The 24,913-nt window shown below is 66.4% G+C and carries 24 protein-coding genes; 21 read left to right on the top strand and 3 right to left on the bottom strand.

The features are described from left to right. Positions 1-3 precede the first annotated feature (3 nt). The 4 genes from AC3IPP_RS09540 to AC3IPP_RS09525 are packed head-to-tail and all read left to right on the top strand — an operon-like array spanning position 4 to position 3,562. Positions 4-750, top strand: a complete 747-nt coding sequence (locus AC3IPP_RS09540; protein ID WP_489148800.1) for a biotin--[acetyl-CoA-carboxylase] ligase — start codon at positions 4-6, stop codon at positions 748-750. Continuing rightward, complete coding sequence (locus AC3IPP_RS09535; RefSeq protein ID WP_087141632.1) at positions 747-1,541, top strand: type III pantothenate kinase; 795 nt, start codon at positions 747-749, stop codon at positions 1,539-1,541. The genes AC3IPP_RS09540 and AC3IPP_RS09535 overlap by 4 nt, the downstream gene beginning before the upstream one ends. A 6-nt stretch (positions 1,542-1,547) precedes the next feature. Next, positions 1,548-3,224, top strand: coding sequence for a ribonuclease J (locus AC3IPP_RS09530; RefSeq protein WP_489148799.1), 1,677 nt, complete (start codon positions 1,548-1,550; stop codon positions 3,222-3,224). Next, on the top strand, positions 3,224-3,562 hold the full coding sequence (locus tag AC3IPP_RS09525; RefSeq protein WP_489148798.1) for a DUF3088 family protein: 339 nt from the start codon (positions 3,224-3,226) through the stop codon (positions 3,560-3,562). Before AC3IPP_RS09530 ends, AC3IPP_RS09525 begins: the two co-directional genes overlap by 1 nt. Before the next feature lie 46 nt (positions 3,563-3,608). Here the strand turns inward: AC3IPP_RS09525 and AC3IPP_RS09520 are convergent, their stop codons facing one another. Continuing rightward, positions 3,609-3,962 carry a 5-carboxymethyl-2-hydroxymuconate Delta-isomerase gene (locus AC3IPP_RS09520; RefSeq protein WP_087141629.1) on the bottom strand — a complete coding sequence of 118 codons (354 nt, stop codon included), beginning with the start codon at positions 3,960-3,962 and terminating at the stop codon, positions 3,609-3,611. 74 nt (positions 3,963-4,036) lie between these two features. Here AC3IPP_RS09520 and AC3IPP_RS09515 point away from each other — a divergent pair, with 74 nt between their 5' ends. The 4 genes from AC3IPP_RS09515 to AC3IPP_RS09500 are packed head-to-tail and all read left to right on the top strand — an operon-like array spanning position 4,037 to position 7,726. Next, positions 4,037-4,303 carry a DUF1467 family protein gene (locus tag AC3IPP_RS09515; protein WP_087141628.1) on the top strand — a complete coding sequence of 89 codons (267 nt, stop codon included), beginning with the start codon at positions 4,037-4,039 and terminating at the stop codon, positions 4,301-4,303. A 60-nt stretch (positions 4,304-4,363) separates the two neighbouring features. Then, positions 4,364-5,680 (top strand): proline--tRNA ligase, encoded by a 1,317-nt coding sequence (gene proS, locus AC3IPP_RS09510; RefSeq protein WP_489148797.1) that lies wholly within the window; start codon positions 4,364-4,366, stop codon positions 5,678-5,680. Beyond that, entirely contained in the window at positions 5,677-6,990 is a 1,314-nt protein-coding gene (locus tag AC3IPP_RS09505) for a lipoprotein-releasing ABC transporter permease subunit (RefSeq protein ID WP_489148796.1), read from the top strand. Before proS ends, AC3IPP_RS09505 begins: the two co-directional genes overlap by 4 nt. Beyond that, positions 6,983-7,726, top strand: a complete 744-nt coding sequence (locus AC3IPP_RS09500) for an ABC transporter ATP-binding protein (RefSeq protein ID WP_489148795.1) — start codon at positions 6,983-6,985, stop codon at positions 7,724-7,726. The genes AC3IPP_RS09505 and AC3IPP_RS09500 overlap by 8 nt, the downstream gene beginning before the upstream one ends. On the opposite strand, the gene AC3IPP_RS09495 is transcribed toward AC3IPP_RS09500, so the two are convergent. Next, the gene (locus AC3IPP_RS09495) at positions 7,723-8,043 is read right to left on the bottom strand and encodes a hypothetical protein (RefSeq protein WP_489148794.1); all 321 of its coding nucleotides are present in this window, start codon (positions 8,041-8,043) and stop codon (positions 7,723-7,725) included. The two genes, AC3IPP_RS09500 and AC3IPP_RS09495, sit on opposite strands and share 4 nt — an antisense overlap. A gap of 231 nt (positions 8,044-8,274) precedes the next feature. Here AC3IPP_RS09495 and AC3IPP_RS09490 point away from each other — a divergent pair, with 231 nt between their 5' ends. The 3 genes from AC3IPP_RS09490 to AC3IPP_RS09480 all read left to right on the top strand — a co-directional run bounded on the left by AC3IPP_RS09490 (position 8,275) and on the right by AC3IPP_RS09480 (position 12,987). Next, positions 8,275-8,934 carry a response regulator transcription factor gene (locus AC3IPP_RS09490; RefSeq protein WP_087141623.1) on the top strand — a complete coding sequence of 220 codons (660 nt, stop codon included), beginning with the start codon at positions 8,275-8,277 and terminating at the stop codon, positions 8,932-8,934. Between the two features lie 217 nt (positions 8,935-9,151). Then, positions 9,152-12,622 (top strand): DNA polymerase III subunit alpha, encoded by a 3,471-nt coding sequence (dnaE, locus tag AC3IPP_RS09485; RefSeq protein ID WP_489148793.1) that lies wholly within the window; start codon positions 9,152-9,154, stop codon positions 12,620-12,622. Beyond that, positions 12,622-12,987, top strand: a complete 366-nt coding sequence (locus AC3IPP_RS09480) for a GFA family protein (protein WP_489148792.1) — start codon at positions 12,622-12,624, stop codon at positions 12,985-12,987. The genes dnaE and AC3IPP_RS09480 overlap by 1 nt, the downstream gene beginning before the upstream one ends. On the opposite strand, the gene AC3IPP_RS09475 is transcribed toward AC3IPP_RS09480, so the two are convergent. Continuing rightward, entirely contained in the window at positions 12,988-14,196 is a 1,209-nt protein-coding gene (locus AC3IPP_RS09475) for a S41 family peptidase (RefSeq protein WP_489148791.1), read from the bottom strand. Positions 14,197-14,413: 217 nt separating this feature from the next. On the opposite strand from AC3IPP_RS09475, the gene rpsB reads away from it, so the two are divergent. The 10 genes from rpsB (at position 14,414) to AC3IPP_RS09425 (ending at position 24,911) form a co-directional block, all read left to right on the top strand. Continuing rightward, on the top strand, positions 14,414-15,262 hold the full coding sequence (gene rpsB, locus AC3IPP_RS09470) for a 30S ribosomal protein S2 (protein WP_087141619.1): 849 nt from the start codon (positions 14,414-14,416) through the stop codon (positions 15,260-15,262). Positions 15,263-15,362: 100 nt separating this feature from the next. Beyond that, the gene (gene tsf / locus AC3IPP_RS09465; protein ID WP_087141618.1) at positions 15,363-16,301 is read left to right on the top strand and encodes a translation elongation factor Ts; all 939 of its coding nucleotides are present in this window, start codon (positions 15,363-15,365) and stop codon (positions 16,299-16,301) included. A gap of 138 nt (positions 16,302-16,439) precedes the next feature. Further along, positions 16,440-17,177, top strand: coding sequence for a UMP kinase (gene pyrH / locus AC3IPP_RS09460; RefSeq protein WP_087141656.1), 738 nt, complete (start codon positions 16,440-16,442; stop codon positions 17,175-17,177). A 40-nt stretch (positions 17,178-17,217) separates the two neighbouring features. Then, positions 17,218-17,775 (top strand): ribosome recycling factor, encoded by a 558-nt coding sequence (gene frr, locus AC3IPP_RS09455; RefSeq protein ID WP_087141617.1) that lies wholly within the window; start codon positions 17,218-17,220, stop codon positions 17,773-17,775. Positions 17,776-17,810: 35 nt separating this feature from the next. Further along, a complete protein-coding gene (uppS, locus tag AC3IPP_RS09450) occupies positions 17,811-18,569 on the top strand; it encodes a polyprenyl diphosphate synthase (protein ID WP_087141616.1) in 759 nt (252 codons plus the stop codon). 1 nt (position 18,570) lies between these two features. Beyond that, positions 18,571-19,389: a phosphatidate cytidylyltransferase gene (locus tag AC3IPP_RS09445; protein ID WP_489148790.1), complete on the top strand. Its 819-nt coding sequence runs from the start codon at positions 18,571-18,573 to the stop codon at positions 19,387-19,389. Further along, positions 19,386-20,582 (top strand): 1-deoxy-D-xylulose-5-phosphate reductoisomerase, encoded by a 1,197-nt coding sequence (dxr, locus tag AC3IPP_RS09440; protein ID WP_087141614.1) that lies wholly within the window; start codon positions 19,386-19,388, stop codon positions 20,580-20,582. Before AC3IPP_RS09445 ends, dxr begins: the two co-directional genes overlap by 4 nt. A gap of 24 nt (positions 20,583-20,606) precedes the next feature. Then, positions 20,607-21,824 carry a M50 family metallopeptidase gene (locus tag AC3IPP_RS09435; RefSeq protein WP_087141613.1) on the top strand — a complete coding sequence of 406 codons (1,218 nt, stop codon included), beginning with the start codon at positions 20,607-20,609 and terminating at the stop codon, positions 21,822-21,824. 53 nt (positions 21,825-21,877) lie between these two features. Next, the gene (gene bamA, locus AC3IPP_RS09430; protein WP_489148789.1) at positions 21,878-24,292 is read left to right on the top strand and encodes an outer membrane protein assembly factor BamA; all 2,415 of its coding nucleotides are present in this window, start codon (positions 21,878-21,880) and stop codon (positions 24,290-24,292) included. A gap of 34 nt (positions 24,293-24,326) precedes the next feature. Continuing rightward, positions 24,327-24,911 carry an OmpH/Skp family outer membrane protein gene (locus AC3IPP_RS09425; protein WP_087141611.1) on the top strand — a complete coding sequence of 195 codons (585 nt, stop codon included), beginning with the start codon at positions 24,327-24,329 and terminating at the stop codon, positions 24,909-24,911. Positions 24,912-24,913: the final 2 nt, after the last annotated feature.

The following is a 24,913-nucleotide window of genomic DNA, read 5'->3' as shown; positions in this document are numbered from 1 at the left end:
GCCTTGGCGGCTCCGGTCCTGATCCTCGAAGAGACCGACTCCACCAACGCCGAGGCGCGTCGTCGCGCCGAGGCGGGCGAGGCCGGGCCGCTGTGGATCGCGGCTCGGCGTCAAACCGCCGGGCGGGGCCGTCGCGGCCGCGCCTGGGACAGCCGGGACGGCAATCTGGCCACGACCCTGCTGCTGACGCTGAACCGCTCTCCGGCCGAGGCGGCGCAGCTGACCTTCGCCGCCGCCCTGGCGGTGGCCGATCTGCTGGACCGCTATGTTCCGCCCGCGTTGGTCAGCATCAAATGGCCCAATGACGTCCTGCTGGATGGCCGCAAGTCGTCCGGCATACTGATCGAGTCCGGTCCGGCGCCGTCTGGCGGTCTGTGGCTGGCTGTGGGCGTCGGCGTGAACCTGTCCCATGCGCCCGAAGGGACCGAGCGCCCGACCACCTGCATCGTCGAGCATCTGCGTCACGATGTGGCCGCCCCGCCGTCGATGGAGGAGGGGGCCAGGGCGTTGGCCGAAACCTTTGACGCCTGGCTGGAACGCTGGACGCGTCTGGGCTTTCAGCCGGTGCTGGACGCCTGGGTCGCGCGCACGCCGGGCCTGTTCGGCCCATGCACGGCCCGGCTGAGCCATGAAACCCTGAGCGGGGTCGCCGACGGCGTTGAGGCCGACGGCGCCCTGCGCCTGAAACTGCCGGACGGAAGTCTGCGGGTCATCTCCGCAGGCGACGTCTTCTTCGGAGAGGCCGCCTGATGCTGCTGGCGATCGAGCAAGGCAACACCAACACCCTGTTCGCCGTTCATGACGGTCAGGAGTGGATCTTCCAGTGGCGCACGGCCACCGATCCCATGCGCACGGCTGATGAGTACGCCGTCTGGCTGCACCAGTTGTTCGAGATGCGCGGTCAGGGCCAGACCATGGCCGACATGGATGGCTGCATCATTTCCAGCGTGGTGCCGCAGTCGATCTTCAACCTGCGCAACCTGGCGCGGCGTTATCTGAACGTCGAACCCTTGGTGATCGGCGAGAACGTCGAACTGGGCATTGAGGTGCGCATCCATAAGCCCAGCGAGGCCGGGGCCGACCGTCTGGTCAACGCCATCGGCGCGCTGCAGGTCTATGAGGGCGACCTGCTGCTGATCGACAGCGGCACGGCGACTACTTTTGATGTCGTGTCCGGCGCGAACGGGCAGGGGGCGGGGGCCTTTGAAGGCGGGCTGATCGCGCCCGGCATCAATCTGTCGCTTCAGGCCCTGCACGAGGCGGCGGCCAAGCTGCCGCGCATCGCCATCCAGCGCCCCGATACGGTGATCGGGCGCGACACCGTGACTTCCATGCAATCGGGCGTCTTCTGGGGCTATATCGCCCTGATCGAAGGGCTGGTGGACCGTATCAAGGCCGAGTGGGGCAAGCCCATGACGGTCATCGGCACCGGCGGCGTCGCCTCCCTGTTCGAGGGCGCAACCGACTCTATCGACCGGTTTGATCCGGACCTGACCATCCGCGGCCTACTCGAAATCTGGCGGCGGAACTCCCATCTGTAAGGCCGTATGAAAAAGCAAAATCAAAACGACGAACTCGTCTTCCTGCCGTTGGGCGGCTCGAACGAGGTCGGCATGAACCTGAACGCCTATGGCTTCGGCCCGGCGCATGACCGCAAATGGATCATCGTCGATGTCGGCGTGACCTTCGGCGACCAGTCCACGCCCGGCGTGGACGTCATCGTGCCGGACCCCAGCTTCCTGGAAGGCGAGAACATCCTGGGCATTGTGCTGACGCACGCGCACGAGGACCACATCGGCGCCCTGGGCTGGCTGTGGCCGCGCATTCAGGCGCCGCTGTACGCCACGCCCTTCACCGCCTTCCTGATCCGCGAGAAGCTGCGCGACGCCGGCATCTATGAGGATGTCGAGCTCCACGAGGCGCCGCTGGGTTCGACCGTGAACCTGGGCCCGTTCGAGGTGACATACGTCACCATCACCCACTCGATCGCCGAGCCGAACGGCCTGGCCATTAAGACGCTGCTGGGCACGGTGCTGCACACCGGCGACTGGAAGATCGACAACGATCCGGTCGTGGGCGAGCGCACTGACGTCGACTTCATCCAGAAGCTGGGCGACGAGGGCGTCCTGGCCATGGTGTGCGACTCCACCAACGTCTTCGTGGACGGCGTCGCCGGTTCTGAAGGCGATGTGAAGGTCAAGCTGGCCGAGCTGATCCAGGGCCTGAAAGGCCGGGTCGCCGTGGGCTGTTTCGCCTCCAACGTCGCGCGGATGCACAGCGTCATCAGCGCCGCCGAGGCGGCCGGGCGCCGCGTGGCCCTGGCCGGGCGCTCGATGCACCGCATCACCGCCGCCGCCAAGTCGGTCGGCATGTTGAACGACATCAAGCCCTTCCTGTCCGAACAGGAGGCGAAGGTCTGGCCGGCGGACGAGATCCTGTATCTGTGCACCGGCAGCCAGGGCGAGGCGCGCGCGGCTCTGTCTCGCGTGGCCGAAGGGACGCATCCCTTCATCAAGCTGGGCGAGGGCGATCACTGCATCTTCTCGTCGCGGGTCATCCCCGGCAACGAGCTGTCCATCGGTCGTCTGCAGGACAAGATGGCCGAGCGTGGAATCCGCATCTACACCGAGAAGGATCACCCCGGCATCCACGTCTCGGGCCACCCGTGCCGTGATGAACTGCGCCAGATGTATCAGTGGGCGCGGCCGCAGATCGCGGTGCCGACCCACGGCATGCGCCGCCACCTGATCGAGCACGGCAACCTGGCCAAGGATATGCAGGTTCCGGAGACGGTGACGCCGCGTAACGGCGACATGGTGCGCCTGGCCCCTGGACCCGCGGCCATCATCGACGAAGTGCCCTCGGGTCGCCTGTTCGTCGACGGCGGCATGCTGGTGGAAGAGGCGGGCGAGGCCCTGCGCGAGCGCAAGCACGCCGCCAGCAACGGCATCCTGATCGTCAGCTTCGCCCTGGACAAGCGCGGTCGGATCGCCAGCGACATCGACGTGCGCGGCATCGGCCTGCCTGGCGACGCCGACCGTCCGTTGGGTGATGTGCTGGACGACATGGCCGAGCGCGTCGAGAACACGGTGCGCGGCCTGAAGGGCGAGGCGCTGGAGGACGAAGCCGTCATCGAACAGGCCGTCAGCCGGACCCTGAAGAAGGCCAGCCAGCAGATCTGGGATCGTCGTCCGATCGTGGAAACCGTGGTGCTGAGGCTCTGATGGCGGACCGTCTGTATCTGCTGAACGCCGACTGGTTCGACGATCAGGGCGGGCCGTGGTTTTGCCCGCCCGGCGCGCGGATCGAGGGGGTGCTGGGCCTGTATCCGCGCCTGCGCGAGCATCTGACGGTGACCCACCTGGATCACCCGCGCCCGCGCCCGGCCGTGATCGCCGAGGTGGGGGAGGCGAACCAGAGCTGCCCCCTGCTGGTGCTGGACGGCGAGTTCGACTGGCCCGACGCTCAGGTCAGCGAAGAGACCGGCGCGCGCTTCCTGCAGGACGACGACATCCTGCCATACTGGGCCGCGCGCTACGGCATCGGGCGGCCGCATCCCTGATCCGCGAACTTTCTCCCTCCCCACGAAGGGGAGGGAGAGGACGGCTTTAAAGCGTTACCTTCCGATAGTTGTCGCGATCCAGGTTGCCGATCTCGACCGAGATCTGGCGGGGACCGTCATACGGCGCGACGCCGGCCAGCAGGGCGGCCTGCACGGCTTCGCCCAGGGCGGTCTTCTGATCCTGCGTGCGGCCGCTGAGGATGCGCAGGTCGCAGTGGACCATGGCCTGATCCGGGTCGCCGTCGGCGATGATCAGGCGGTCGCAGCGTACGATGCGTGTCTTGCAGGCCGGAAGGGTCGCGCCGACCGTCTCGACACAGAGGCGATGAATCTCCAGCGCCAGGGCGCGCCAGTCGGTCGCGTCGAAATGGGTGGAGTGTTCCAGCGTAATCTGTGGCATTCAGGGCGTCCTTGTTGTGGCGCCTTTCCTTATCGCGCCGCGACGATGATTGCGATGAACGGACTTTAGAGACGATGCCCCTTGGCCCCTTCACCCTGGTCGCCACCTTTTTGACGGTGTGGTGGATCGTGCTGTTCGCGATTCTGCCGCTGGGGATGTCGGACCAGATCAAGGATCCGCCGACGGACGGCACCCAGTGGGGCGCGCCGAAGAACCCGAACCTCAAGAAGAAGTTCATCACCACGACCTGGGTGTCGATCATCGTCTGGCTCATCATCGTCGCCATCGTCTGGATCGGCTGGACCCCCGTGCCCGACATCACCCACGCGAACGCGCTCTAGCTTTCGTCCCCTTCGCCCGGTTAAACCTCGGGCCTGACTGAATTTGCCGAGAATCCTCCCATGCGCCTGTCGCGCTACTTCCTGCCGATCCTGAAAGAAGCCCCCTCCGACGCCCAGATCGTGTCGCATCAACTGATGCTGCGCGCGGGCATGATCAAGCAGGAGGCCGCCGGCATCTACGCCTGGCTGCCGCTGGGCCTGCGGGTGCTGCGCAAGATCGAAGACATCGTCCGCGACGAGCAGGTGAAGGCCGGCGCCGTCGAGCTGCTGATGCCGACGCTGCAACTGGCCGACCTGTGGCGCGAAAGCGGCCGCTACGACGCCTATGGCCCGGAGATGCTGCGCATCACCGACCGTCATGAGCGCGAGCTGCTGTACGGACCGACCAACGAGGAAATGGTCACGGATATCTTCCGGGCCTATGTGAAGAGCTACAAGGCCCTGCCGCTGAACCTCTTCCACATCCAGTGGAAGTTCCGCGACGAGCGCCGTCCGCGCTTCGGCGTCATGCGCGGCCGCGAGTTCCTGATGAAGGACGCCTATTCCTTCGATCTGGACGAGGCCTCGGCCCGTATCGCCTACAAGCGCATGTTCGCCGCCTATCTGAACACCTTTGCCCGCCTGGGTCTGAAGGCGGTGCCGATGCGCGCTGACACCGGCCCCATCGGCGGCGACCTGAGCCACGAGTTCATTGTCCTGGCCGAGACCGGCGAGAGCGAGGTCTTCTGCGACCGCAAACTGGTCGAGATGGATGCGCCCGGCCACAACCTCAGCGTCGAGCAGTTGGAAGGCGTGTTCAACGAGCGCACGGCCCTCTACGCCGCGACCGAGGAAATGCACGACGCGGCGCAGTTCGAGACCCAGACCGCAGAGGGCGACCGCCTGTCGGCGCGCGGCATCGAGGTCGGCCACATCTTCTACTTCGGCACCAAATACTCGTCCGCCATGAAGGCCAAGGTCGCCGGGCCGAACGGTCAGGACACCGAGGTCCACATGGGCAGCTACGGCGTCGGCGTATCGCGCCTGCTGGGCGCCATCATCGAGGCCAGCCATGACGAGGGCGGCATCATCTGGCCGGACTCGGTCGCGCCGTTCGACGTGGTGGTGATCAACCTGCGCGCCAGCGACGAGGCTGTTTCGGCCGCCTGTGAAGAGGCCGTGGCCAAGCTGGAAGCTCTGGGCAAGGACGTCCTCTACGACGACACCGACGAGCGTCCGGGCGGCAAGTTCGCCACCGCCGACCTGATCGGCGTGCCGTGGCAGCTGACCATCGGGCCCAAGGGCCTGGCCGACGGCGTGGTCGAACTGAAGCGCCGCGCCACCGGCGAGAAGCAGAGCCTGTCGCTGGACGCCGCCCTGGAGCTGCTGACGAAATGACCGACGCCGCGACGGCTTCCGCCCCGCAGCCTGCGCCCAAGCCGGCCGGCCCGTTTTCCAGCTGGGAGATCGGGCTGGCGCTCCGCTATCTGCGCGCCAAGCGCAAGCAGGGCGGGGTGGCGCTGATCGCCATGATCAGCTTCATCGGCATCATGCTGGCCGTCGCCGTGCTGATCAGCGTGATGAGCATCATGGCGGGCTTTCGCGGCACGCTGATGGACCGGATCCTGTCGTTCAACGGCCATATGTATGTGCAGGGGCCGGTGCTCTACGCGCCCGATCGCGACGCGGCGTTGAAGCGGATCGCCGACGTGCCGGGCGTGGTGGCGGTGACGCCCCTGATCGAAAGCCCGGCCATGTTCCGCGCGGGCGGGGCGGCGACCGGCGGCATGGTTCGCGGCGTGCGGCCGCAGGATCTGACCTCGACGAAGTTCGTCTATGACAGCCTGACCCCTGAGGCGCGCGAACGGTTCGGCAAGGGCCAGTACGGCGGCGACCAGGTGTTGATCGGCAAGAGCCTGGCCGAACAGATGGGCCTGCGTGAAGGCGACCCGATCTCCCTCTACACGCCGACCGGCGCGGACAGCACCTTCGGCAATCTGGGCGGGCTGGAGAAGACCTATATCGTCGGCGGAATCTATACGTCAGGGGCGGCGGACTATGATCGCGCCTTCATCTTCATGCCGCTGGAGCAGGCGCAGCTCTTCTTCGGCAAGGACGGCGTCTGGGATGTCATCGAGATGAAGGTGGCCGAGCCCGATCTGGTCGAAAACCTGCTGACGCCGGTTCAGCGCGCCGCCGGGCCGGGCAATGTCGTCACCGACTGGCGCAATCGTCAGGCCGCCATCTGGGGCGCGCTGAAGGTCGAGCGCGTGGCCATGAGCATCATCCTGGGCATGGTGGTCGCCATCGCCGCCATGAACATCATCAGCGGCATCGTCATGCTGGTGAAGAACAAGACGCGCGACATCGCCATCCTGCGGACCGTCGGCGCCAGCCAGTCGTCCATCCTGCGCATCTTCTTCATGTCGGGTGCGGCCATCGGCATCGGCGGCACGATCGCGGGCCTGGTTCTGGGCTTGCTGTTCTGCTGGAACATCGGGGCGATCCAGCATTTCCTCGAAGGCCTGCTGGGCGTCCAACTGTTCAACGCCGAGGTCTATATGCTGGATTCCGTTCCGGCCAAGGTGGACCCGTGGGACGTGACCTGGGTCGCCGTCTTCTCCTTCTTCATGAGCTGCCTGGCCAGCCTGCCGCCGTCGTGGAACGCGTCGCGCATCGATCCGGTGGAGGCCCTGCGCTTTGAATAGGTTGCTGAAGAAGAAGCCCGCCGTCGCCGCCAAGACAAACGGCGCCATCCTGTCTCTGCGCGGGGTGACGCGCACCTATCCGACGGCCCAAGGCGGGCTGACGGTGCTGAAAGGCGTCGATCTGGAGGTCATGCCGGGCGAGGTCGTCGGCCTGATCGGACCGTCCGGTTCGGGCAAGTCCAGCCTGCTGCATGCGGCGGGTCTGCTGGAGCGGCCGACCAGCGGCCAGGTGCTGATCGACGGCGAGGACGTCGGCGGTCTGGACGAACGCGCACGCACGCGCCTGCGCCTGCACCGCATCGGTTTTGTCTATCAGTTCCACCACCTGCTGCCGGAGTTCGACGCTCTGGACAATGTGGCCCTGCCGATGCGTATCGCGGGCGTAGGGGAAGGGGAGGCGCGGCGTCGCGCGACCGAGAAGCTGACGGCGCTCGGTCTGGGCCAGCGCGTCACGCACCAGCCCGCGCAACTGTCGGGCGGCGAGCAGCAGCGCGTCGCCATCGCCCGCGCCCTGGCCAACAGCCCGCGCTTGCTGCTGGCGGACGAGCCGACCGGCAACCTGGATCCCGCCACCAGCCAGGCGGTGTTCGAGTCCTTGCGCGAGCTGGCCAAGACCACGGGCGTCGCCGCCCTGATCGCTACACACAACATGGAGCTGGCCGGGCACATGGACCGCGTCTTCGCCCTGAAGGACGGGCATCTGGAGCAGCGCGCGGCTGAAAGCCACGCCTACTAGGAGGCAGTGAGCCGCGTCGTCGCTTTCAGGGGCGTGCGATAGGGCATCATGGTCCAATGCAGCGCAGCCGCGCCCAGCAGCGGCGGGACGTCGGCATATCTGGGATGAACCGGGTCGATCGCGCGCCGCAAGACCGCTGTCTCGTCTGGTCTGAGCGGCGGTTGAGACAGCGCCAGAACACGGTGGATGCGAAACTGCACCGTTTGCCGCCAGGCCTCCGTCGACGCCGTCTCGCAGGGACTGGCGCCGAGCAGTTGAAGGAAGCCGTCAAGAGCGCCGGGCGATCCTTCCATGGCGTAGATGATGATGTCGTCCACGCTGGCCGCCACGCCGGCGAGCCCCAATGACCGGGCTTGGTCGCGCCGCATGTCGATCAGGGCCGGCCACCGTGCGCCTTGCGCGAATCCTGACGGAGGCCGGGTCAGGAATACGGCGCTTTGCAACACAGCGAGCCTCCATGTTCACCTTGGCGTAACCGGAATATCGTTCTGCGTATGCTCACGCGGGATCAACTGCGTGGGACTACGAGGTTTTTCCGGCGCTAAGCCTTGCGTAGTTTCAACGACATGATGCGTGATGGCGTGGACGGCGGTCGAAATGGACAAGATGCAGCAAGGGTTGGGCGCGCTATCGCTGAAATCGCCATCATCGATGATGACCGGGCGCTGCTGGAGCTGACCCTTTTGGCGGTGCGCGAGGCCGGGTTCTCCGCCATCGGTTTTCATGAACCGCTCGACGCCTTGATGTGGGCGTCCGACGCCGATCCGACCTGCCTCGTCGCCGATCTGAAGATGCCGGGCGTCGAAGGGTTGGATCTCGTGGCCGCCTTCTGCGCCCTGAACCGACACGCCGTCATCGTCGTCAGCGCTTTTGTGGACGTGCGGACGACGGTCGACGCCATGCGCCTGGGCGTGGACGATGTTCTGTCTAAGCCCACGACGATGGATGAGTTGGTCCGCGCCCTGCGTCGCGGGGCGGCGGCCCTGGCGTCCACGCCGGTCCGTGAGGAACTGACCTTCACCCGCCGCGAGCGTCAGGTCGCAGAGATGCTGGTCGAGGGCCTGACGACCAAGCAGATCGCCCAGAACCTGGAGCTGAGTCCGCGTACGGTCGAGTTCTTCCGAGCGAGCCTGCTGCGCAAGACCCAGTCCCCCAATTCGGCCGCCCTGGCCTCGGCGCTGACTCGTCTCGGCTTCCTCGCGAATTGAGGTTGACGAGAACAAATGAGCAACTTAGAACAAATGGGCAACATTTGATCTGGGGATAAAACCAATGACGCGTTGGGTGAGGGATCTGCTGTCGCTTGCGTCCTGCGGCGGCTTCGTCTGGATGGTCTGGCAGGCGGCCTTCCTGGTGACATGACCGCGCCCCACTGAGGGGCGACTCCCTGCATGATGACGACGCGCCGTTTGAAGCGGTGCTGCGATGCGGAGTTTTCGATTGGCGGATCCGGTGAACAGTCAGGGCTTTGTCCACCTGCGGGTCCGCAGCGCCTATTCGCTTCTGGAAGGCGCGATCAAGGCCGGCAAGATCGGCAAGATGGCCGCCGATGCTGGAATGCCGGCGGTGGGCGTGGCCGATCGCGCCAATCTGTTCGGCGCGCTGGAGTTCAGCCAGACGACCAAGGATGCGGGCGTTCAGCCCATCGTCGCCTGCGCCCTGCCGGTGCTCGATATTGGCGGGCAGGTCGCCCAGCGCTGGGCCAAGACGCCGACGGTCGTGCTGATCGCTCAGAACGAGCAGGGCTGGCTCAACCTGTGCGCCCTGTCGTCCGCCGCCTACCTGGACGCGGGCGAGATGGCCGAGCCGGGGGTGCCCTGGGGACAGGTTGTGGATAAGTCCGAAGGGCTGATCCTGTTGTCGGGCGGCCCGGACGGCCCCATTGACCCTCTGTTCGTGCAGAAGAAGCCGGCGGAGGCCGCCGCGGCCCTGGCGGAAATGAAGCGGGCCTTCGGCGACCGTTTCTATGTCGAACTGCAACGCCACGGCCTGTCCAGCGAGACTGTGGCCGAGGGCGGATTGGTCGAATGGGCCTACGCCAACGACGCGCCTCTGGTCGCGACCAACGATGTCTATTACGCCAAGGCGGCGCAGGCGAAGTCGCATGACGCCTTGCTGTGCATCTCCGATGGCGCTTTCACGGGCCAGGAGGATCGCCGCCGCGTCACCGGCGAGCACTGGTTCAAGTCGGCCGAGGCGATGCGCGAGCTGTTCGCCGACCTGCCCGAGGCCTGCGACAACACCATTCAGATCGCGCGCCGCTGCGCCTTCCTGGTCAAGACGCACAAGCCGATCCTGCCGCGCTTCGATACGGGCGCGGGCCGCTCGGAAGACGACGAACTGGCCCACCAGGCGCGCGAGGGGCTGAAGGCGCGGCTTGAGAAGAACCAGCCCTATGCGCCTGAGGAAGACTACTGGGCCCGCCTGGAGTGGGAGGTCGGGATCATTCAGCAGATGGGGTTCCCTGGCTACTTCCTGATCGTGGCGGACTTCATCAAATGGGCCAAGCTGCATGACATCCCGGTGGGGCCGGGGCGGGGCTCGGGGGCGGGCTCCCTGGTCGCCTGGTCGCTGACCATCACTGACCTGGACCCCTTGCGGTTCGGCCTGCTGTTCGAGCGCTTCCTGAACCCGGAACGCGTGTCGATGCCCGACTTCGACATCGACTTCTGTCAGGAGCGGCGCGAAGAGGTCATCGACTATGTTCAGGACCACTACGGCAAGGACCGGGTGGCCCAGATCATTACCTTCGGCACTCTGCAGGCGCGGGCCGTGCTGCGTGACGTGGGGCGGGTTCTGCAGATGCCGTTGGGCCAGGTCGACCGTCTGGCCAAGATGGTGCCCGCCAACCCCGCCAACCCTGTGACCCTGGCCCAGGCCATCGACCTGGAGCCGCGCCTGCGCGAAGCGCGCGACGCCGAGGCCTCGGTCAAGACGCTGCTGGAGACGGCGCTGGAGCTTGAGGGCCTCTACCGCAACGCCTCGACCCACGCGGCGGGCATCGTCATCGGCGACCGGCCGCTGACGGAGCTGGTGCCGCTTTATCAGGATCCGCGCTCTACCATTCCGGCCAGCCAGTTCAACATGAAGTGGGTGGAGCCGGCGGGCCTGGTGAAGTTCGACTTCCTGGGCCTGAAGACGCTGACGGTGCTGGATCGGGCCAAGAGCTATCTGGAACGGCGCGGCGCGGCTCAGGACTGGGGCCTGCTGCCGCTGGACGATCCCAAGACCTATGAGCTCATGGCCTCGGGCCAGACGGTCGGCGTGTTCCAGCTGGAATCCCAGGGCATGCGCGACACCCTGCGCAAGATGCGTTGCGGCTCGATCGAAGAGATCACAGCCCTGATCTCCCTCTACCGGCCGGGGCCGATGGAGATGATCGACACCTACATCGACCGGAAGTTCGGCCGGGCCGAAGTCGACTATCTGCACCCCAGCCTGAAGGAGGTGCTGACCGAGACCTACGGCGTCATCATCTACCAGGAACAGGTGATGAAGATCGCCCAGATTCTGGCGGGCTACAGTCTGGGCGAGGCCGACCTGCTGCGTCGCGCCATGGGCAAGAAGAAGAAGGAGGAAATGGATTTCCAGCGCCTTCGCTTCGTCAAGGGCGCGTCCGAGAAGTCCGTGCCGGAGGCACAGTCGGGGTCCATCTTCGATCTGGTGGCCAAGTTCGCGGGTTATGGCTTCAACAAGTCGCACGCGGCGGCCTATGCGCTGATCTCGTTCCAGACGGGCTGGCTGAAGGCCAATCACCCGGTCGAGTTCTTCGCGGCCTCGATGAGCCTCGATCTGTCGAACACGGACAAGCTGGCGGTCTTCTATCAGGACTGCCGCCGTTTCGAGGTTCCGGTCCTGGCGCCCGACATCAACCGGTCGTCCGCTGACTTCGACGTGTCGTGGAAGGACGGGCAGGGCAGCGTGCTCTATGCGCTGGGCGCCATCCGCAACGTGGGCCTTGAGGCGATGAAACATGTCATCGAGGTGCGCGAGACGGGCGGACCCTTCCCCGACATCTTCGACTTCCTGGAGCGGGTCGATCCCAGGGCGGTGAACAAGCGGGCGCTGGAAGGCCTGGCGCGCGCGGGCGCGTTCGACAGCATTCATCCGAACCGCCGACAACTGTTCGAGCAGGCTGATGTGCTGATCGCCTATTGCCAGAGCGTGGCGGCGGAGCGGGCCTCGTCCCAGGTCAGCCTGTTCGGCGCCGATCAGGCCGCCGCCGCCCGCCCGCGCCTGAAGAGCATGGAGCCATGGGCAGGGCCGGACAAGCTGGATCAGGAGCTTTACGCCGTCGGATTCTATCTGTCGGGCCACCCGCTGGAGGAACTGACGCCTGCACTGAAGCGCAAGCGCGTGACCTTCGTGGCCGAGGCGCAAGGCCTGGCCGAGGCGGGGCATGAAGCCTTCCAGATGGCCGGGGTGGTGCGCCGACGTCAGGAGCGGGCCAGCGCCCGTACCGGCGAGAAGTTCGCCTTCGTCACCTTCTCGGACCCGACGGGCGAGTTCGAATGCCTGTTCCCGCCGGAGCAACTTCGACGCTGCCGCGATGTCCTGGAAGTCGGGACGTCGGTTCTGGTCAAGGTTCGGGCCAAGGCGGCGGATGGCGAGGTGCGCTTCTTCGGCGATGACGCCAGCCGCATGGACGTGCTGCTGGACGACGCCCAGATAGGGTTACGCGTCATCCTGTCGGCGCAATCGGCGGACGCCGAGGCGCTGAAGGCTCGGCTGGACCGGGCGCGGGCGCAGGGTAAGGGCGGCGAGGTCTGGCTGCAGGCCACGCTGGGCGGCCGCACCGAGGTGGAGATCAAGCTGCCCGGACGATACCGGCTGGACGCGGCGCTGCGCGGCGCGTTGAAGTCGGCGCCGGGGGTGGTGATGCTGGAGGACGCCTGATGAGCGAGACGAGCGTGAAGACCCATGCCGGTTCATGCCACTGCGGCGCAGTGGCCTATGAGGTGGATGTCGGGCTGGACGGCCTGATGGAGTGCAACTGCTCTCACTGTTATCGCAAGGGCTTCGTCCTGGCTTTTGCGCCGCGTTCGGCTTTTCGCTTGACCCAGGGCGAGGAGGCGACGACGTCCTACTTCTTCAACCAGCACAAGATCGAACACCGCTTCTGCAAGACCTGCGGGGTGCAGCCGTTCGGTTATGGCGTGGCGCCGGACGGCGGTGAGGTGGCGGCGGTCAACATCCGCACCCTGACCGACGTCGAACCCTGGAACTGGATGGCCCAGCGCGTGGACGGCCGCAGTTTCTGATCAGTCCGGTTGCGGGCGGAACGCTTCACGCGGGGTTCCGTCAACAGCGTAGAGACGCTCGACCGGGATTTTGACGACTAGCCCGCTGTTGGGCAGGCGCAGATCGTAGATGGCGCCGAGCAGGCCCGCCATCGGTCGACCGACGACCTGTGCGCCCTGGGCGCCGAGACCGATGGCCAGGCCTTCGCCCATGCTGCCGGTCCAGCGCTCGACGCGGACGATGACGGGGCCGTCGTGATGCTTGCCGGGGCGCGGCGACACCTGTTCGATCCAGCGCCGCTCGATGCCGGTTTCGCGCGCTTCGGCGGGCAGGGTGTGGATCTGATAGGCGGCGGGGGCCTCGACGAACCAGCCCATGATGGCGCGGGCGACCACGGTGTTGCCGCCGCCGGGCGTTTCGGTCAGGTCGAGGATGATGGTCTGGCCGGGGCGGGCCGTCGCCATGGCGTTGTCAAAGGCGGCGATGGTCGCCTGATCGCCGAGCGCGTCGTTGATGCGGATCTCGAGGGCGTCGCCGGCCTGTCGGCTGTGCACCGGCGGATGGTCGCGCTGCGTCGTGTAGAGGTTGGGCAGGGTCAGGCGACGTTGAACGCCGTCGGCGCTCTCGATCATCAGGTTGCGTGGGCGATCCCGCCGTCCGGCCGCCAAGACGCGGGCGGCGAAGGCGGCGCGTTCGCCCTCTGGCGCCAGGCCGACCTTGCTCCAGAAGAGGGAGATGGCGTCGTCGACAGATTGATTGTCTAGCGCGAGCAGGCGGTCGCCTGAACGGACGCCCGCTGCGGCTGCGGGCGATCCGTCGCGAACGTCGGTGATGGTCCAGCGACCCTCGACCTGTTCGATCCACAGATCGGCGTAGCTGGGAACCACGGCCCAGCTGTCGGCCAAGGACGATCCGGTGATGGCGTGATGGTCCGCCAGGGCCGTCAGGACGTGTTCGGCGTATCTCAGCAGGGAGGCGGCGTCGTGAACCGCCTCGGCCTGGGCGATCAGTTCGGGCGACATCGGAAAGCGGCCGTCCGGCAAACGTTCCAGATAGGCGTACTTCGCCTCGATCAGGGCGGGCAGAGCCAAGGCGTCCTGGCGATACGCTTCCGAGGAAGCCGGCGCCTGTGCCTGGACTTGCGCTGTGGCGGTCAGCGGAGCCGCGACGAGCGAGGTGAACGCCAGAGGAGGCAACAGGGCGGACAACAGGCGAAGGGACGGGCGCATGACGCCATTTGTCCGGGACCGCCCGGCGCGGACAAGTTAAAAGCCCATCATCTTCGACGCCTTGCCTTTTTCGGCCGTTTCGCCTACATGCGCGGCGCACTTCGCACGTGGGCGTGGCGCGGCTTGGGGAGACATCCCGGTCTGCACCGTTCCGAGGGATCAGCCGATCCTTTTAACCGCCCGCGCTAGGTTTGATCGGAAAAAGGAAAAGACGATCATGGCTCTGCCTGAATTCTCGATGCGTACGCTGCTGGAAGCCGGCGCTCACTTCGGCCATCAGACGCACCGCTGGAACCCGAAGATGGACCGCTACATCTTCGGCTCGCGCTCGAACATCCACATCATCGACCTGTCGCAGACGATGCCGCTGTTCCACCAGGCTCTGGTGGCTGTGCGCGACGTCGCCGCCAAGGGCGGCCGCGTGCTGTTCGTCGGCACCAAGCGTCAGGCCGCCGACCCGGTTGCGCAAGCCGCCACGCGTTGCGCCCAATACTACATGAACAACCGCTGGCTGGGCGGCACGCTGACCAACTGGCGCACCGTTTCGGGCTCGATCGCTCGCCTGCGCGAGCTGGAAACCATCGTCGGCGCCGGCGGTGAAGGCCGTAACAAGAAAGAGCTGCTGACCCTGCAGCGCGAGAAGGACCGTCTGGAACTGTCGCTGGGCGGCATCAAGGACATGGGTTCGGTGCCGGACATCATGTTCGTGATCGACACCAACAAGGAAGCGATCGCGATCCAGGAAGCTCGCAAGCTGAACATCCCGATCATCGCCATCCTGGACACCAACTCGGACCCGGACGGCATCACCTATCCGGTTCCGGGCAACGATGACGCCGCTCGCGCCATCCAGACCTACTGCGACCTGATCGCCGACGCTGTCCTGGACGGCCTGGCCGCCGGCGCCGTCGCCCAAGGCATCGACCTGGGCGCTTCGGAAGCTCCGGTCGAGCCGATGCTGCGCGAAGCCGACGCCCCCAAGGCTGAAGCCGAAGCGGCTCCGGCCGGCACGGAAGGCGTGGCTGAAGAGCTGGTCGCCGCCGAGGCCGAGAAGGTCGAGGGCTGAGACTGACGTTCCGGCGCCGCCGCGCGCCGGACCGACGTCAACTTGACATGCGGCCGGGCTAAACAGTCCGGCCGCCCATTTTGAATTTCAGGAGAAGAACATGGCCGAGATCACTGCCGCCCTCGTGAAGGAGCTTCGCGAGCGTTCGGGCGTCGGCATGATGGACTGCAAGAAGGCGCTGGTTGAGACCAACGGCGACATCGAAGCAGCGATCGACTGGCTGCGCGCCAAGGGCCTGTCCAAGGCCGCCAAGAAGGCCGACCGCGTCGCCGCCGAGGGCCTGGTGGCCGTCGCCGTGCGCGAAGACGGCAAGGGCGAAGTCGCCTCGGCCATCGAGTTCAACGCCGAAACCGACTTCGTGGCCCGCAACGACCTGTTCCAGGCCGCGGCCAAGGAATTCGCTCAACTGGGCCTGCACCACGACGGCGTCGACGCCATCCATGGCGCGACCCTGGAAAACGGCAAGACCGTTCAGGACGAAGTCACCAACCTGATCGCCACCGTCGGCGAGAACATGCAACTGCGTCGCGCGGCTCGCCTGTCGGTCGGTGAAGGCGTGGTTTCGACCTACGTCCACAACTCGGTTTCGCCGGGCGTCGGCCGTATCGGCGTGCTGGTCGCCCTGGAAGGCGCTGGCGACAAGGAAACCCTGCGTGAAGTGGGCCGCAAGATCGCCATGCACGTGGCGGCTACGGCTCCGCTGGCGCTGGACACCTCGGACCTGGACCCGGCCGCGATCGAAAAAGAGCGCGCCGTCCTGATCGAGAAGGCCAAGGAAGAAGGCCGTCCGGAAAACATGATCGAAAAGATCGTGGAAGGTCAGATCAACAAGTTCCAGAAGGACGTGGTGCTGACCAAGCAGCCGTTCGTCATGGACCCGGACGTGACCATCGAACAACTGGTCGCCAACACCGGCAAGGAGCTGGGCTCCGCGCTGAAGCTGGCCGGCTTCGTCCGCATGGCGCTGGGTGAAGGCGTCGAGAAGGTCGAAACCCCCGACTTCGCGTCGGAAGTCGCCTCGATGACCGGCGGCAACTAACTCGAAACGCCTTCCCGAAAGGGAAGAAATTTCAAAAGGGCGCGTTCGGCTTTGAAGGCTGACGCGCCCTTCGTCTATGATGAGCCGCCGATTCACTTCGCGCGGATGCTAACCCCCTGTATCCACGGACCCCTGATCATGCCCGACGCCCCCTCTGAGTTTCGTTACAAGCGCGTCCTGCTGAAGGTCTCGGGCGAGGTGCTGATGGGCGACCAGCCCTATGGCATCGACATGCCGACCGTGGACGTGGTCGCCGCCGCCGTCGCCGCGGTGGCGCGCCAGGGCGTCGAAATCTGCCTGGTCATCGGCGGCGGTAACATCTTCCGGGGCCTGTCCAAGGCCGCCGAGGGCATGGACCGCGCCAACGCTGACTACATGGGCATGCTGGCCACCATCATGAACGCCCTGGCCATGCAGGGCGCGCTCGAGAAGATCGGCGTCGATACGCGGGTCCAGAGCGCCATTCCGATGGCCGCCATCGCCGAACCCTACATCCGCCGCCGCGCCATGCGGCACCTGGAAAAGGGTCGGGTGGTGATCTTCGCCGCTGGCGTCGGCGCGCCTTTCTTCACCACGGATTCCGGCGCGGCCTTGCGCGCAGCCGAAATGGGCTGCGACGCCCTGCTGAAGGGCACCAGCGTCGACGGCGTCTACACCGCCGATCCGAAGAAGGACGCCACGGCCACCCGCTATGAGACGCTGACCTATCAGGAAGTCCTGGCCAAGGACTTGCGCGTCATGGACGCCTCGGCCATCGCCTTGATGCGCGACAGCGGCATTCCGATCGTGGTCTTCTCGATCCGCGAGGAAGGATCGATTCAGAAGGCGCTGACGGGAGAAGGCACCTTCACCGTCATCACCAACAAGGCCGCCTGAGCGGCTTCGTCATCAAACGACAGGACCAAGGACACACGTCATGGCCAAACCCGATCTCAAGACTTTCCGTGACCGGATGGACAAATCCGTCGCCGCTCTGAAGGACGACTACGCTGGCCTGCGTACCGGCCGCGCCAACGCCGGCCTGCTGGAGCCGGTCGTGGTTGAGGCCTATGGCGCAACCTCGCCGCTGACCGCCGTGGCGGCGATCAGCGTGCCGGAGCCGCGCATGATCTCGGTCAGCGTCTGGGACAAGGGGATGGTGGTTTCGGTCGAGAAGGCCATCCGTTCGGCGGGTCTGGGCCTGAACCCGGTCGTCGACGGTCAGACGCTGCGTATCCCGATCCCGCCGCTGACCGAAGAACGCCGCAAGGACCTGGCCAAGCTGGCCGGCAAGTACGCTGAGGACAAGAAGATCGCCGTGCGCAACGTGCGCCGCGACGCCAACGACGAGCTGAAGAAGGCTGAAAAGGCCGGCGATATCAGCCAGGATGATCAGAAGAAGATGGAGGCCGAGGTCCAGAAGGACACCGATGCGGCCATCAAGCGTATCGATGAGACCTTGAAGGCCAAGGAAGTCGAGATCATGCAGGTCTGACGCGGTCAGATCTGTTCAGGAAGGACGCCCCCATCATGTCGGCCGAGCCCGTCGCCACGGCGCCTGCAAAGGGGCCACGTCACGTCGCCCTGATCATGGACGGCAACGGCCGCTGGGCGCAGCGCCGGGGCCTTCCGCGCGCCGTGGGTCACCGCGAGGGGGTCCAGGCCCTGCGCCGCACGATCAAGGCGGCGCCGGAGCTGGGCGTGCGATGCCTGACGGTGTTCGGCTTCTCGACCGAGAACTGGAACCGTCCGGCTGACGAGGTGTCCGACCTGATGGGCCTGGTGCGCGCCTTCGTCGGCAGCGATCTGAACCGGCTGGATGCGGCGGGCGTGCGGGTGAAGGTGCTGGGGCGCCGAAAGGGCCTGCCGGACGACATCGCCGCCATCGTCGCGCGGGCCGAGGCCCAGACGGCGGACAATGAGAAATTCCTGCTGCAGGTGGCCTTCAACTATGGCGGCCGGGCGGATCTGGTGGATGCGGCCCAGCGGCTGGTCGATCGCGCGCGCGCGGGCGAAGACGTGGTTGTCGACGAAGCGGCGCTGGGCGCCGGTCTGTCGACGGCGGACGCGCCGCCGGTCGATCTGATCGTGCGGACGTCGGGCGAACAGCGCCTGTCCAACTTCCTGCTGTGGGAGGCCGCCTACGCCGAGATGGTGTTCCAGGAGATCCTGTGGCCTGACTACGGCGCGGAAGCCCTGGCTGAAGCCATCGCTCAGTTCGGCTGCCGTGAGCGCCGCTACGGCGGGCGCGAGGTCATGGACGAAGCCTATGGCGAGGTCGTGGGCTGATATGGCGTTGAAGCCTCGAGATATCGCCTTGCGCGCCGCCTCGGCGGTCGTGCTGGCGCCGGCGGCGGTCCTGGCGACGTGGGCGGGCGGCGACTGGTTCTGCGCCCTGGTGGTCGCGGGGGCGGTTCTGCTGGCCTTCGAGTGGGCGCGGATGTGCGCGCCGCGCCTGTGGCGGCCGATCGGGATCAGCGTAGCCCTGGCCCTGGTCGTGGCGGTGATCGCGGCCCACGTCGGGCAGATTTCACTGGCCCTGGTGCTGATGGTGTTCGGGGCCCTGGCGGCGGGCCTGTTCGCCCGCACGCGCGGTGAGTCCCTGCTGGATACGGCCTATGGGGTGCTCTACCTCGGCTGGCCCTGCATCCTGCTGATCTGGCTGCGCGACCTGCACGAGGTGCAGGGGCTGTACTGGACCGTGCTGGTCTTCGCCGTGGCGTGGTCGGCCGACATCCTGGCCTATCTGGTCGGCAGCTTCGTCGGCGGACCCAAGCTGTGGCCGCGCTTTTCGCCGAACAAGACCTGGTCGGGCTTCATCGGCGGCCTGACCGCTGGGATGATCGCCGGCGCCGCCATGGCGGGCTGGCTGGACATGGGCCTGCTGAACGCCCTCTGGGGCGGGGTTCTGGGGCTGACGGCGGCCTTGGCCACCATGGGCGGCGATCTGTGGGAATCCGCGCTGAAACGGCGTTTCGGGGTCAAGGACGCGGGCAATCTGATCCCCGGCCACGGCGGTCTGCTGGACCGTGTCGACGGGCTGATGTTCGCCGTGGTCGTGGTGTCGGCCGGGCGCCTGATCGTCCTGATGCTGGAGCGGGCGGCATGATCGCGCGGCGCGTCACCATTCTGGGCTCGACTGGATCGGTCGGCAGCTCGACCCTGGACCTGATGGAGCAGGCCCAGGCGGCGGGCTCGGCCGCGTTCGAGGTCGAGGCTCTGACCGGCGGCGCCAACATCGCCCGTCTGGCCGAGCAGGCCCGCCGGTGGCGGCCGCGCATCGCTGTGACGGCCGATCCGGCGCGCTTGAACGAACTGCGCGACGCCCTGGCGGGAACCGGGGTCGAGGCGGCGGCAGGGCCGGACGCCATCGTCGAGGCGGCCGTGCGGCCCGCCGACTGGATCATGGCCTCCATCGTCGGGGCGGCGGGCCTGCGCTCGGCCTGGGCGGCGGCGGGGACGGGCGCGACCCTGGCCCTGGCCAACAAGGAAAGCCTGGTCTGCTGCGGTCCTGCGCTGATCGAGCGGGTTAAGCGCAGCGGCGGGCGTCTGATTCCGGTCGATTCCGAGCATTCGGCCATCTTCCAGGTCTTTCCGGCCGAGGCGCCGGAGCGCGTGTCCAGGCTGGTGCTGACCGCTTCGGGCGGGCCGTTCCGCACCCTGCCGCGCGCGGCCATGACGCGGATTACGCCGGAACAGGCTGTGGCCCATCCGAACTGGAGCATGGGCGCCAAGATTTCGGTCGATAGCGCCACCATGGCCAACAAGGGGTTGGAGCTGATCGAGGCGGCCTATCTGTTCGACATGCCGGAAGACCGGGTCGATGTGGTGGTGCACCCGGAATCGATCATCCACAGCCTTGTGGAATATGTGGATGGTTCGACTTTGGCCCAGATGGGCGCGCCGGACATGCGCACGCCGATCGCCTGCGCCCTGTCCTGGCCGGATCGACTGGCCTGGCCGGCGCCCAAGCTGGACCTGGCGGCCTTGGGACGGTTGACGTTCGAGGCGCCGGATGAACAGCGCTTCCCGGCGCTGCGTCTGGCGCGCGAAGCCCTGGCGGCGGGCGGCGTGGCGCCCATCGTCTTCAATGCGGCGAACGAAATGGCGGCCCTGGCTTTCCTTGACCGACGGCTGGGCTTTCTCAATATTGCCGCAGTCGTCGCCGACACCCTTGAAAAGGCGACGGGCGCGGGCGTGTCTTGCGGTTCCGACGATGCTTGCGACGCGGCCCTGGCGGTCGATGCGGAGGCGCGAAGGATCGCGAACGACGCCATCGCCTCGCTGATCGTAGCCGCCTAAGGGCCATAGGAGACATTGACCGGCATGATAGGCGCCTTCGGCCAGGTCCTGATTTACGTCGTGCCGTTCCTGCTCGTCCTGACGGTCGTCGTGACGGTGCATGAGCTGGGTCACTTCCTGACCGCGCGCGCCTTTGGCGTGAAGATGGATCGCTTCGCCATCGGTTTCGGCCGCGCCGTGCTGCGCCGCGTCGACCGCCATGGGGTGGAGTGGCGCGTGGGCTGGTTGCCGCTGGGCGGCTATGTGAAGTTCTCGGGCGACCTGGATGCGACCGGCGTGCCGGATCGTGCGGGACTTGAGGCGCTGCGCCAGGCCGTGACGGCCGAGCATGGGCCGGGCGCCGAGCGCGACTACCTCTATTTCAAGCCTCTGTGGCAGCGCGCCCTGGTCGTGGCGGGCGGACCGTTCGCCAACTTCGTGCTGGCCATCTTCATCTTCACCCTGCTGTTCAGCCTGGTGGGCGTCGAACTGCGCCCCGCGCGGGTGATGGAGGTCCAGGCCCAGTCGCCGGCGGCGCAGGCGGGCTTCCTGCCGGGCGACCTGATCACCCATGTGAACGGCAAGCTGATCTCTGACGGGGGCGAGGTGACGCGCGTCGTGGCCCTGAGCAGCGGCGATCCGGTGCGCTTCACCGTCGAGCGCGGCGATCAGGCGGTGCAACTGACGGCTACGCCCGAGCGCCGGGTCGAGACCGACCGCATCGCCGGTCGGGTCAGCGTCGGCCGCATCGGTCTGGCGCTTGGTTCGACCCGCGACGAAATCCGCCATGTCCGTTACAGCCCCATTGAAGCGGTGGGGCAGGGGGTGCGTGAAACCGGCGCCATCCTGAACACCACCCTGACTTACATCGGCCGCATCTTCACCGGCCGCGAGTCGGGCGATCAGTTCAGCGGTCCGCTGGGAATCGCCAAGGCTTCCGGCGCCCTGACCAACGCTGCGGTCGCGGCCAATCCCGAGCCCTGGGCCATTGTTCGCAATCTGTTGCTGACGCTGACCAGCTTCGCGGCCATACTTTCGGTCGGAATCGGCTTTTTAAATCTGATGCCTATTCCCGTTCTGGATGGGGGGCACCTGCTGTTTTACGCTTATGAAGCCGTGGCGCGCCGCCCGATGGCCGCCCGTGTTCAGGAGGCGGGATATCGGGTCGGTCTTGCTTTGCTGGCGGGTTTGATGTTGTTCGCGACCTGGAACGATCTGCAGAAACTCAATCTCTTCAAATTCCTCGGCGGGCTCGTCTCGTGAGCCGACGCCAGCCCCCGATGGTATTCCGCATGAACCAAAACGACAGTCGCCTCATGACCCAGACTCCTGGCCGCATTCTCGGGGTCAGCGCCCTGGCCCTGACCTTCGCCGCCGGACTGGCGCAACCGGCCCTGGCCCAGCAGGCGACTCCTGCGCCGGCCCAAGCGCCCGCTGCAGCGTCCCAGACGCCGCAGGTGCAGATGGCGCAGCCGGAAGCCGAGCGCGCCGCGGTCAACCGCATCGTGGTGCGGGGCAACCAGCGTATCGATCAGACGACGGTGCTGTCCTACCTGCCGATCCAGCCGGGCGACACCATCGACGCCGTGACCATCGACGTGGCGGTGCGCACCCTGTCGCGCACGGGTCTGTTCGCGGACGTTCAGATCGGCCTGCAGGCCAACGGCGACCTGATCGTCGAGATCGCCGAGAACCCGATCATCAACCAGGTGACCTTCGAGGGTAACAAGGCCTTGGCCGAGAAGAAGCTGCGCGATGAAGTGACCATCCGCCCGCGCGGCATCTACACCCGCGCGCGGGTTCAGGAAGACGTCGGCAAGATCGTCGAACTGTACCGCCTGTCGGGCCGCATCTCGGCGACCGTCACGCCCAAGCTGGTCCAGCTGGAGCAGAACCGCGTCGACGTCGTCTTCGAGATCGACGAAGGACCGGAAACCGGCATCGCCGCCGTCACCTTCCTGGGCAACACCGCGTTTTCGGACAGCGACCTGCGTCAGGTCATGGTCACCAAACAGTCGGCCTGGTGGCGTCTGTTCAGCTCGAACGACAACTACGACCCGAACCGGATCGACTACGACCGCGAGCAACTGCGGAAATTCTACACGAACCGCGGCTATTACGACTTCCGCATCCTGTCGTCCGTGGCCGAACTGAAGCCGGACAACAGCGCCTTCGGTGTGACGGTCACGGTGGACGAGGGCGACCGCTACAACTTCGGTGAGATCAAGGTCGTCACCGAGAACGACCGCCTGAACGCCGACTTCCTGCAGATGCTGCTGCCGATCCGTTCGGGCGATCTGTATGAGAGCGATCGCATCCAGGCGGCGGTCGACACCCTGACCTTCGCCGCCGGTTCGGCCGGCTACGCCTTCGTCGAGATCAACCCGACCTATCGCGCCGACCCCGAGACGGACACGGTCAACGTGACCTTCAACGTGCGCGAGGGCCAGCGCGTCTACATCGACCGCATCAATGTGGTCGGCAACACCCGCACCCTGGACAGCGTCATCCGCCGTGAGCTGATGGTCGGCGAGGGCGACGCCTTCAACCGTTCGCTGGTCGAGCGGTCGCGCAACAACCTGCGCGCCCTGGGCTTCTTCAAGGATGTGAAGATCGAGGAGACGCGCGGCAGCGCGCCGGACCGTTCGGTCGTCAACGTCACCGTGGAAGAGCAGCCCACCGGCGAACTGTCGGTCGGCGCGGGTTTCAGCTCGGTCGACTCCTTCGTGCTGAACCTGGGCATCACCGAGCGCAACTTCCGCGGCCGGGGCCAGAACGTCGTGGCGCGCGCCGAATGGGGCTCGCTGCGTCAGCAGATCGACTTCCGCTTCACCGAGCCGAAGTTCCTGGGGCGCGACGTGCGGGCGGGCTTCGACCTGTTCCACATGCGCTATGACCTGAGCAAATACTCGTCCTACGACTATCGCTCGACCGGGGGCGGGGTGCGCATCACCTATCCGCTGAACGGCTATGCTTCGTTCAGCGCGCGCTACTTCCTGAAGGACGACGAGGTCGTCATTCCGTTCGGCTATTGCGGCGGCGTGGGCGCCGGTTCGTCGGCGCTGTGCGACCAGGCGGGCTCCTACATCAACTCTTCGGCGGGCTACACCCTGCTGGTGAACCGTCTGAACGACCCGGTTCGGCCGACGCGCGGCTGGTCTGCGTCGCTGCGTCAGGACTTCGCCGGCATCGGCGGTGACGTGAACTACATCAAGACCGAGGCCGACGCCTCCTGGTACTACGGCATCCGCCCGAACTGGGTGGTCAGCGTTCAGGGCCAGACCGGCTACGTCAGCGGCTGGAGCGGCGATCCGATCCGCATCAACGACCGCTTCTTCAAGGGCGGCAACACCTTCCGCGGCTTCGAGACGGCGGGTATGGGCGCGCGCGACCTGACCACGACCGACGCCCTGGGCGGCAACTTCTACGCCATCGGCACGGTTGAACTGACGGTGCCGAACTATCTGCCCGACGAATACGGCATCAAGACCTCGCTGTTCGCGGACTTCGGCACCATCGGCAAGCTGGACGACCGCTATATGGTCGATCCGACGACGGGGTTGCGTAACCCGAACATCGTCGATGAACTGTCGCTGCGCGCCGCCGCCGGCGTCAGCATTCACTGGCGTTCGCCGATGGGGCCGATCCGTTTCGACCTGTCGAAGGTTCTGTCCAAGGAAGACTACGACAAGACCGAGACGTTCCGCTTCTCGACCTCTACCCAGTTCTAACCGCGGTCTGACCGCCGCTACCAAGGCTTAGATTATGAAACTCATCGCTATCGGCGCCTTCGCCCTCGCTTCGCTGACCGCTTCGGCCGCCCTGGCCCAGACGCAAGGTCCGACCAACCCCGGTCCCGCCATCCCCGGCGTCTGCGTCTATTTCAACCAGCGTGTCCTGGCTCAGTCGACGGTCGGTCAGGCCGTTCAGACCCGCATGGAGCAACTGGCTCAGGAAGTTCAGGGCGAACTCCAGCCCTACGCCACCGCCATCCAGACCGAAGCTCAGGCTCTGCAACAGGGCGCTGCGACCATTCCGGCTGACCAGATGAACCAGCGTCGCCAGCAACTGCAGACCCGCATCCAGGAAGCTCAGCAACTGGAAGGCACCCGCGACAACGAGCTGCGCTACACCCTGGCCCAGCAGCGCCAGAAGATCTCGGAAACCATCGAGCCCCTGCTGGTCGCCGTCTACCAGGAGAAGGGCTGCGGCATCATGATCGACCGCGAGAGCGTCTTCATCATGAACCCGGCCATGGACGTGACGGACACCGTCATCCAGCGCCTGAACGCCCAACTGCCGACGCTGAGCTTCAACCGCATGCCGGTTCCGGCCCAGCCGCAGTCCTAAGG

Source organism: Brevundimonas sp. KH_060, assembly GCF_057838275.1.
Note: the sequence above shows the minus strand (reverse complement) of the source record. Positions and strands in the feature narration are given on the sequence as shown.

Excerpts from the sequence above, each read along its gene's own strand:
- AC3IPP_RS09530 (WP_489148799.1), top strand. The coding sequence starts at position 1,548 with ATGAAAAAGCAAAATCAAAACGACGAACTCGTCTTCCTGCCGTTGGGC.
- AC3IPP_RS09525 (WP_489148798.1), top strand. The coding sequence starts at position 3,224 with ATGGCGGACCGTCTGTATCTGCTGAACGCCGACTGGTTCGACGATCAG.
- AC3IPP_RS09520 (WP_087141629.1), bottom strand. The coding sequence starts at position 3,962 with ATGCCACAGATTACGCTGGAACACTCCACCCATTTCGACGCGACCGAC.
- AC3IPP_RS09515 (WP_087141628.1), top strand. The coding sequence starts at position 4,037 with ATGCCCCTTGGCCCCTTCACCCTGGTCGCCACCTTTTTGACGGTGTGG.
- proS (WP_489148797.1), top strand. The coding sequence starts at position 4,364 with ATGCGCCTGTCGCGCTACTTCCTGCCGATCCTGAAAGAAGCCCCCTCC.
- AC3IPP_RS09505 (WP_489148796.1), top strand. The coding sequence starts at position 5,677 with ATGACCGACGCCGCGACGGCTTCCGCCCCGCAGCCTGCGCCCAAGCCG.
- dnaE (WP_489148793.1), top strand. The coding sequence starts at position 9,152 with ATGCGGAGTTTTCGATTGGCGGATCCGGTGAACAGTCAGGGCTTTGTC.
- AC3IPP_RS09480 (WP_489148792.1), top strand. The coding sequence starts at position 12,622 with ATGAGCGAGACGAGCGTGAAGACCCATGCCGGTTCATGCCACTGCGGC.
- AC3IPP_RS09475 (WP_489148791.1), bottom strand. The coding sequence starts at position 14,196 with ATGCGCCCGTCCCTTCGCCTGTTGTCCGCCCTGTTGCCTCCTCTGGCG.
- rpsB (WP_087141619.1), top strand. The coding sequence starts at position 14,414 with ATGGCTCTGCCTGAATTCTCGATGCGTACGCTGCTGGAAGCCGGCGCT.
- tsf (WP_087141618.1), top strand. The coding sequence starts at position 15,363 with ATGGCCGAGATCACTGCCGCCCTCGTGAAGGAGCTTCGCGAGCGTTCG.
- pyrH (WP_087141656.1), top strand. The coding sequence starts at position 16,440 with ATGCCCGACGCCCCCTCTGAGTTTCGTTACAAGCGCGTCCTGCTGAAG.
- frr (WP_087141617.1), top strand. The coding sequence starts at position 17,218 with ATGGCCAAACCCGATCTCAAGACTTTCCGTGACCGGATGGACAAATCC.
- uppS (WP_087141616.1), top strand. The coding sequence starts at position 17,811 with ATGTCGGCCGAGCCCGTCGCCACGGCGCCTGCAAAGGGGCCACGTCAC.
- AC3IPP_RS09445 (WP_489148790.1), top strand. The coding sequence starts at position 18,571 with ATGGCGTTGAAGCCTCGAGATATCGCCTTGCGCGCCGCCTCGGCGGTC.
- dxr (WP_087141614.1), top strand. The coding sequence starts at position 19,386 with ATGATCGCGCGGCGCGTCACCATTCTGGGCTCGACTGGATCGGTCGGC.
- AC3IPP_RS09435 (WP_087141613.1), top strand. The coding sequence starts at position 20,607 with ATGATAGGCGCCTTCGGCCAGGTCCTGATTTACGTCGTGCCGTTCCTG.
- bamA (WP_489148789.1), top strand. The coding sequence starts at position 21,878 with ATGACCCAGACTCCTGGCCGCATTCTCGGGGTCAGCGCCCTGGCCCTG.
- AC3IPP_RS09425 (WP_087141611.1), top strand. The coding sequence starts at position 24,327 with ATGAAACTCATCGCTATCGGCGCCTTCGCCCTCGCTTCGCTGACCGCT.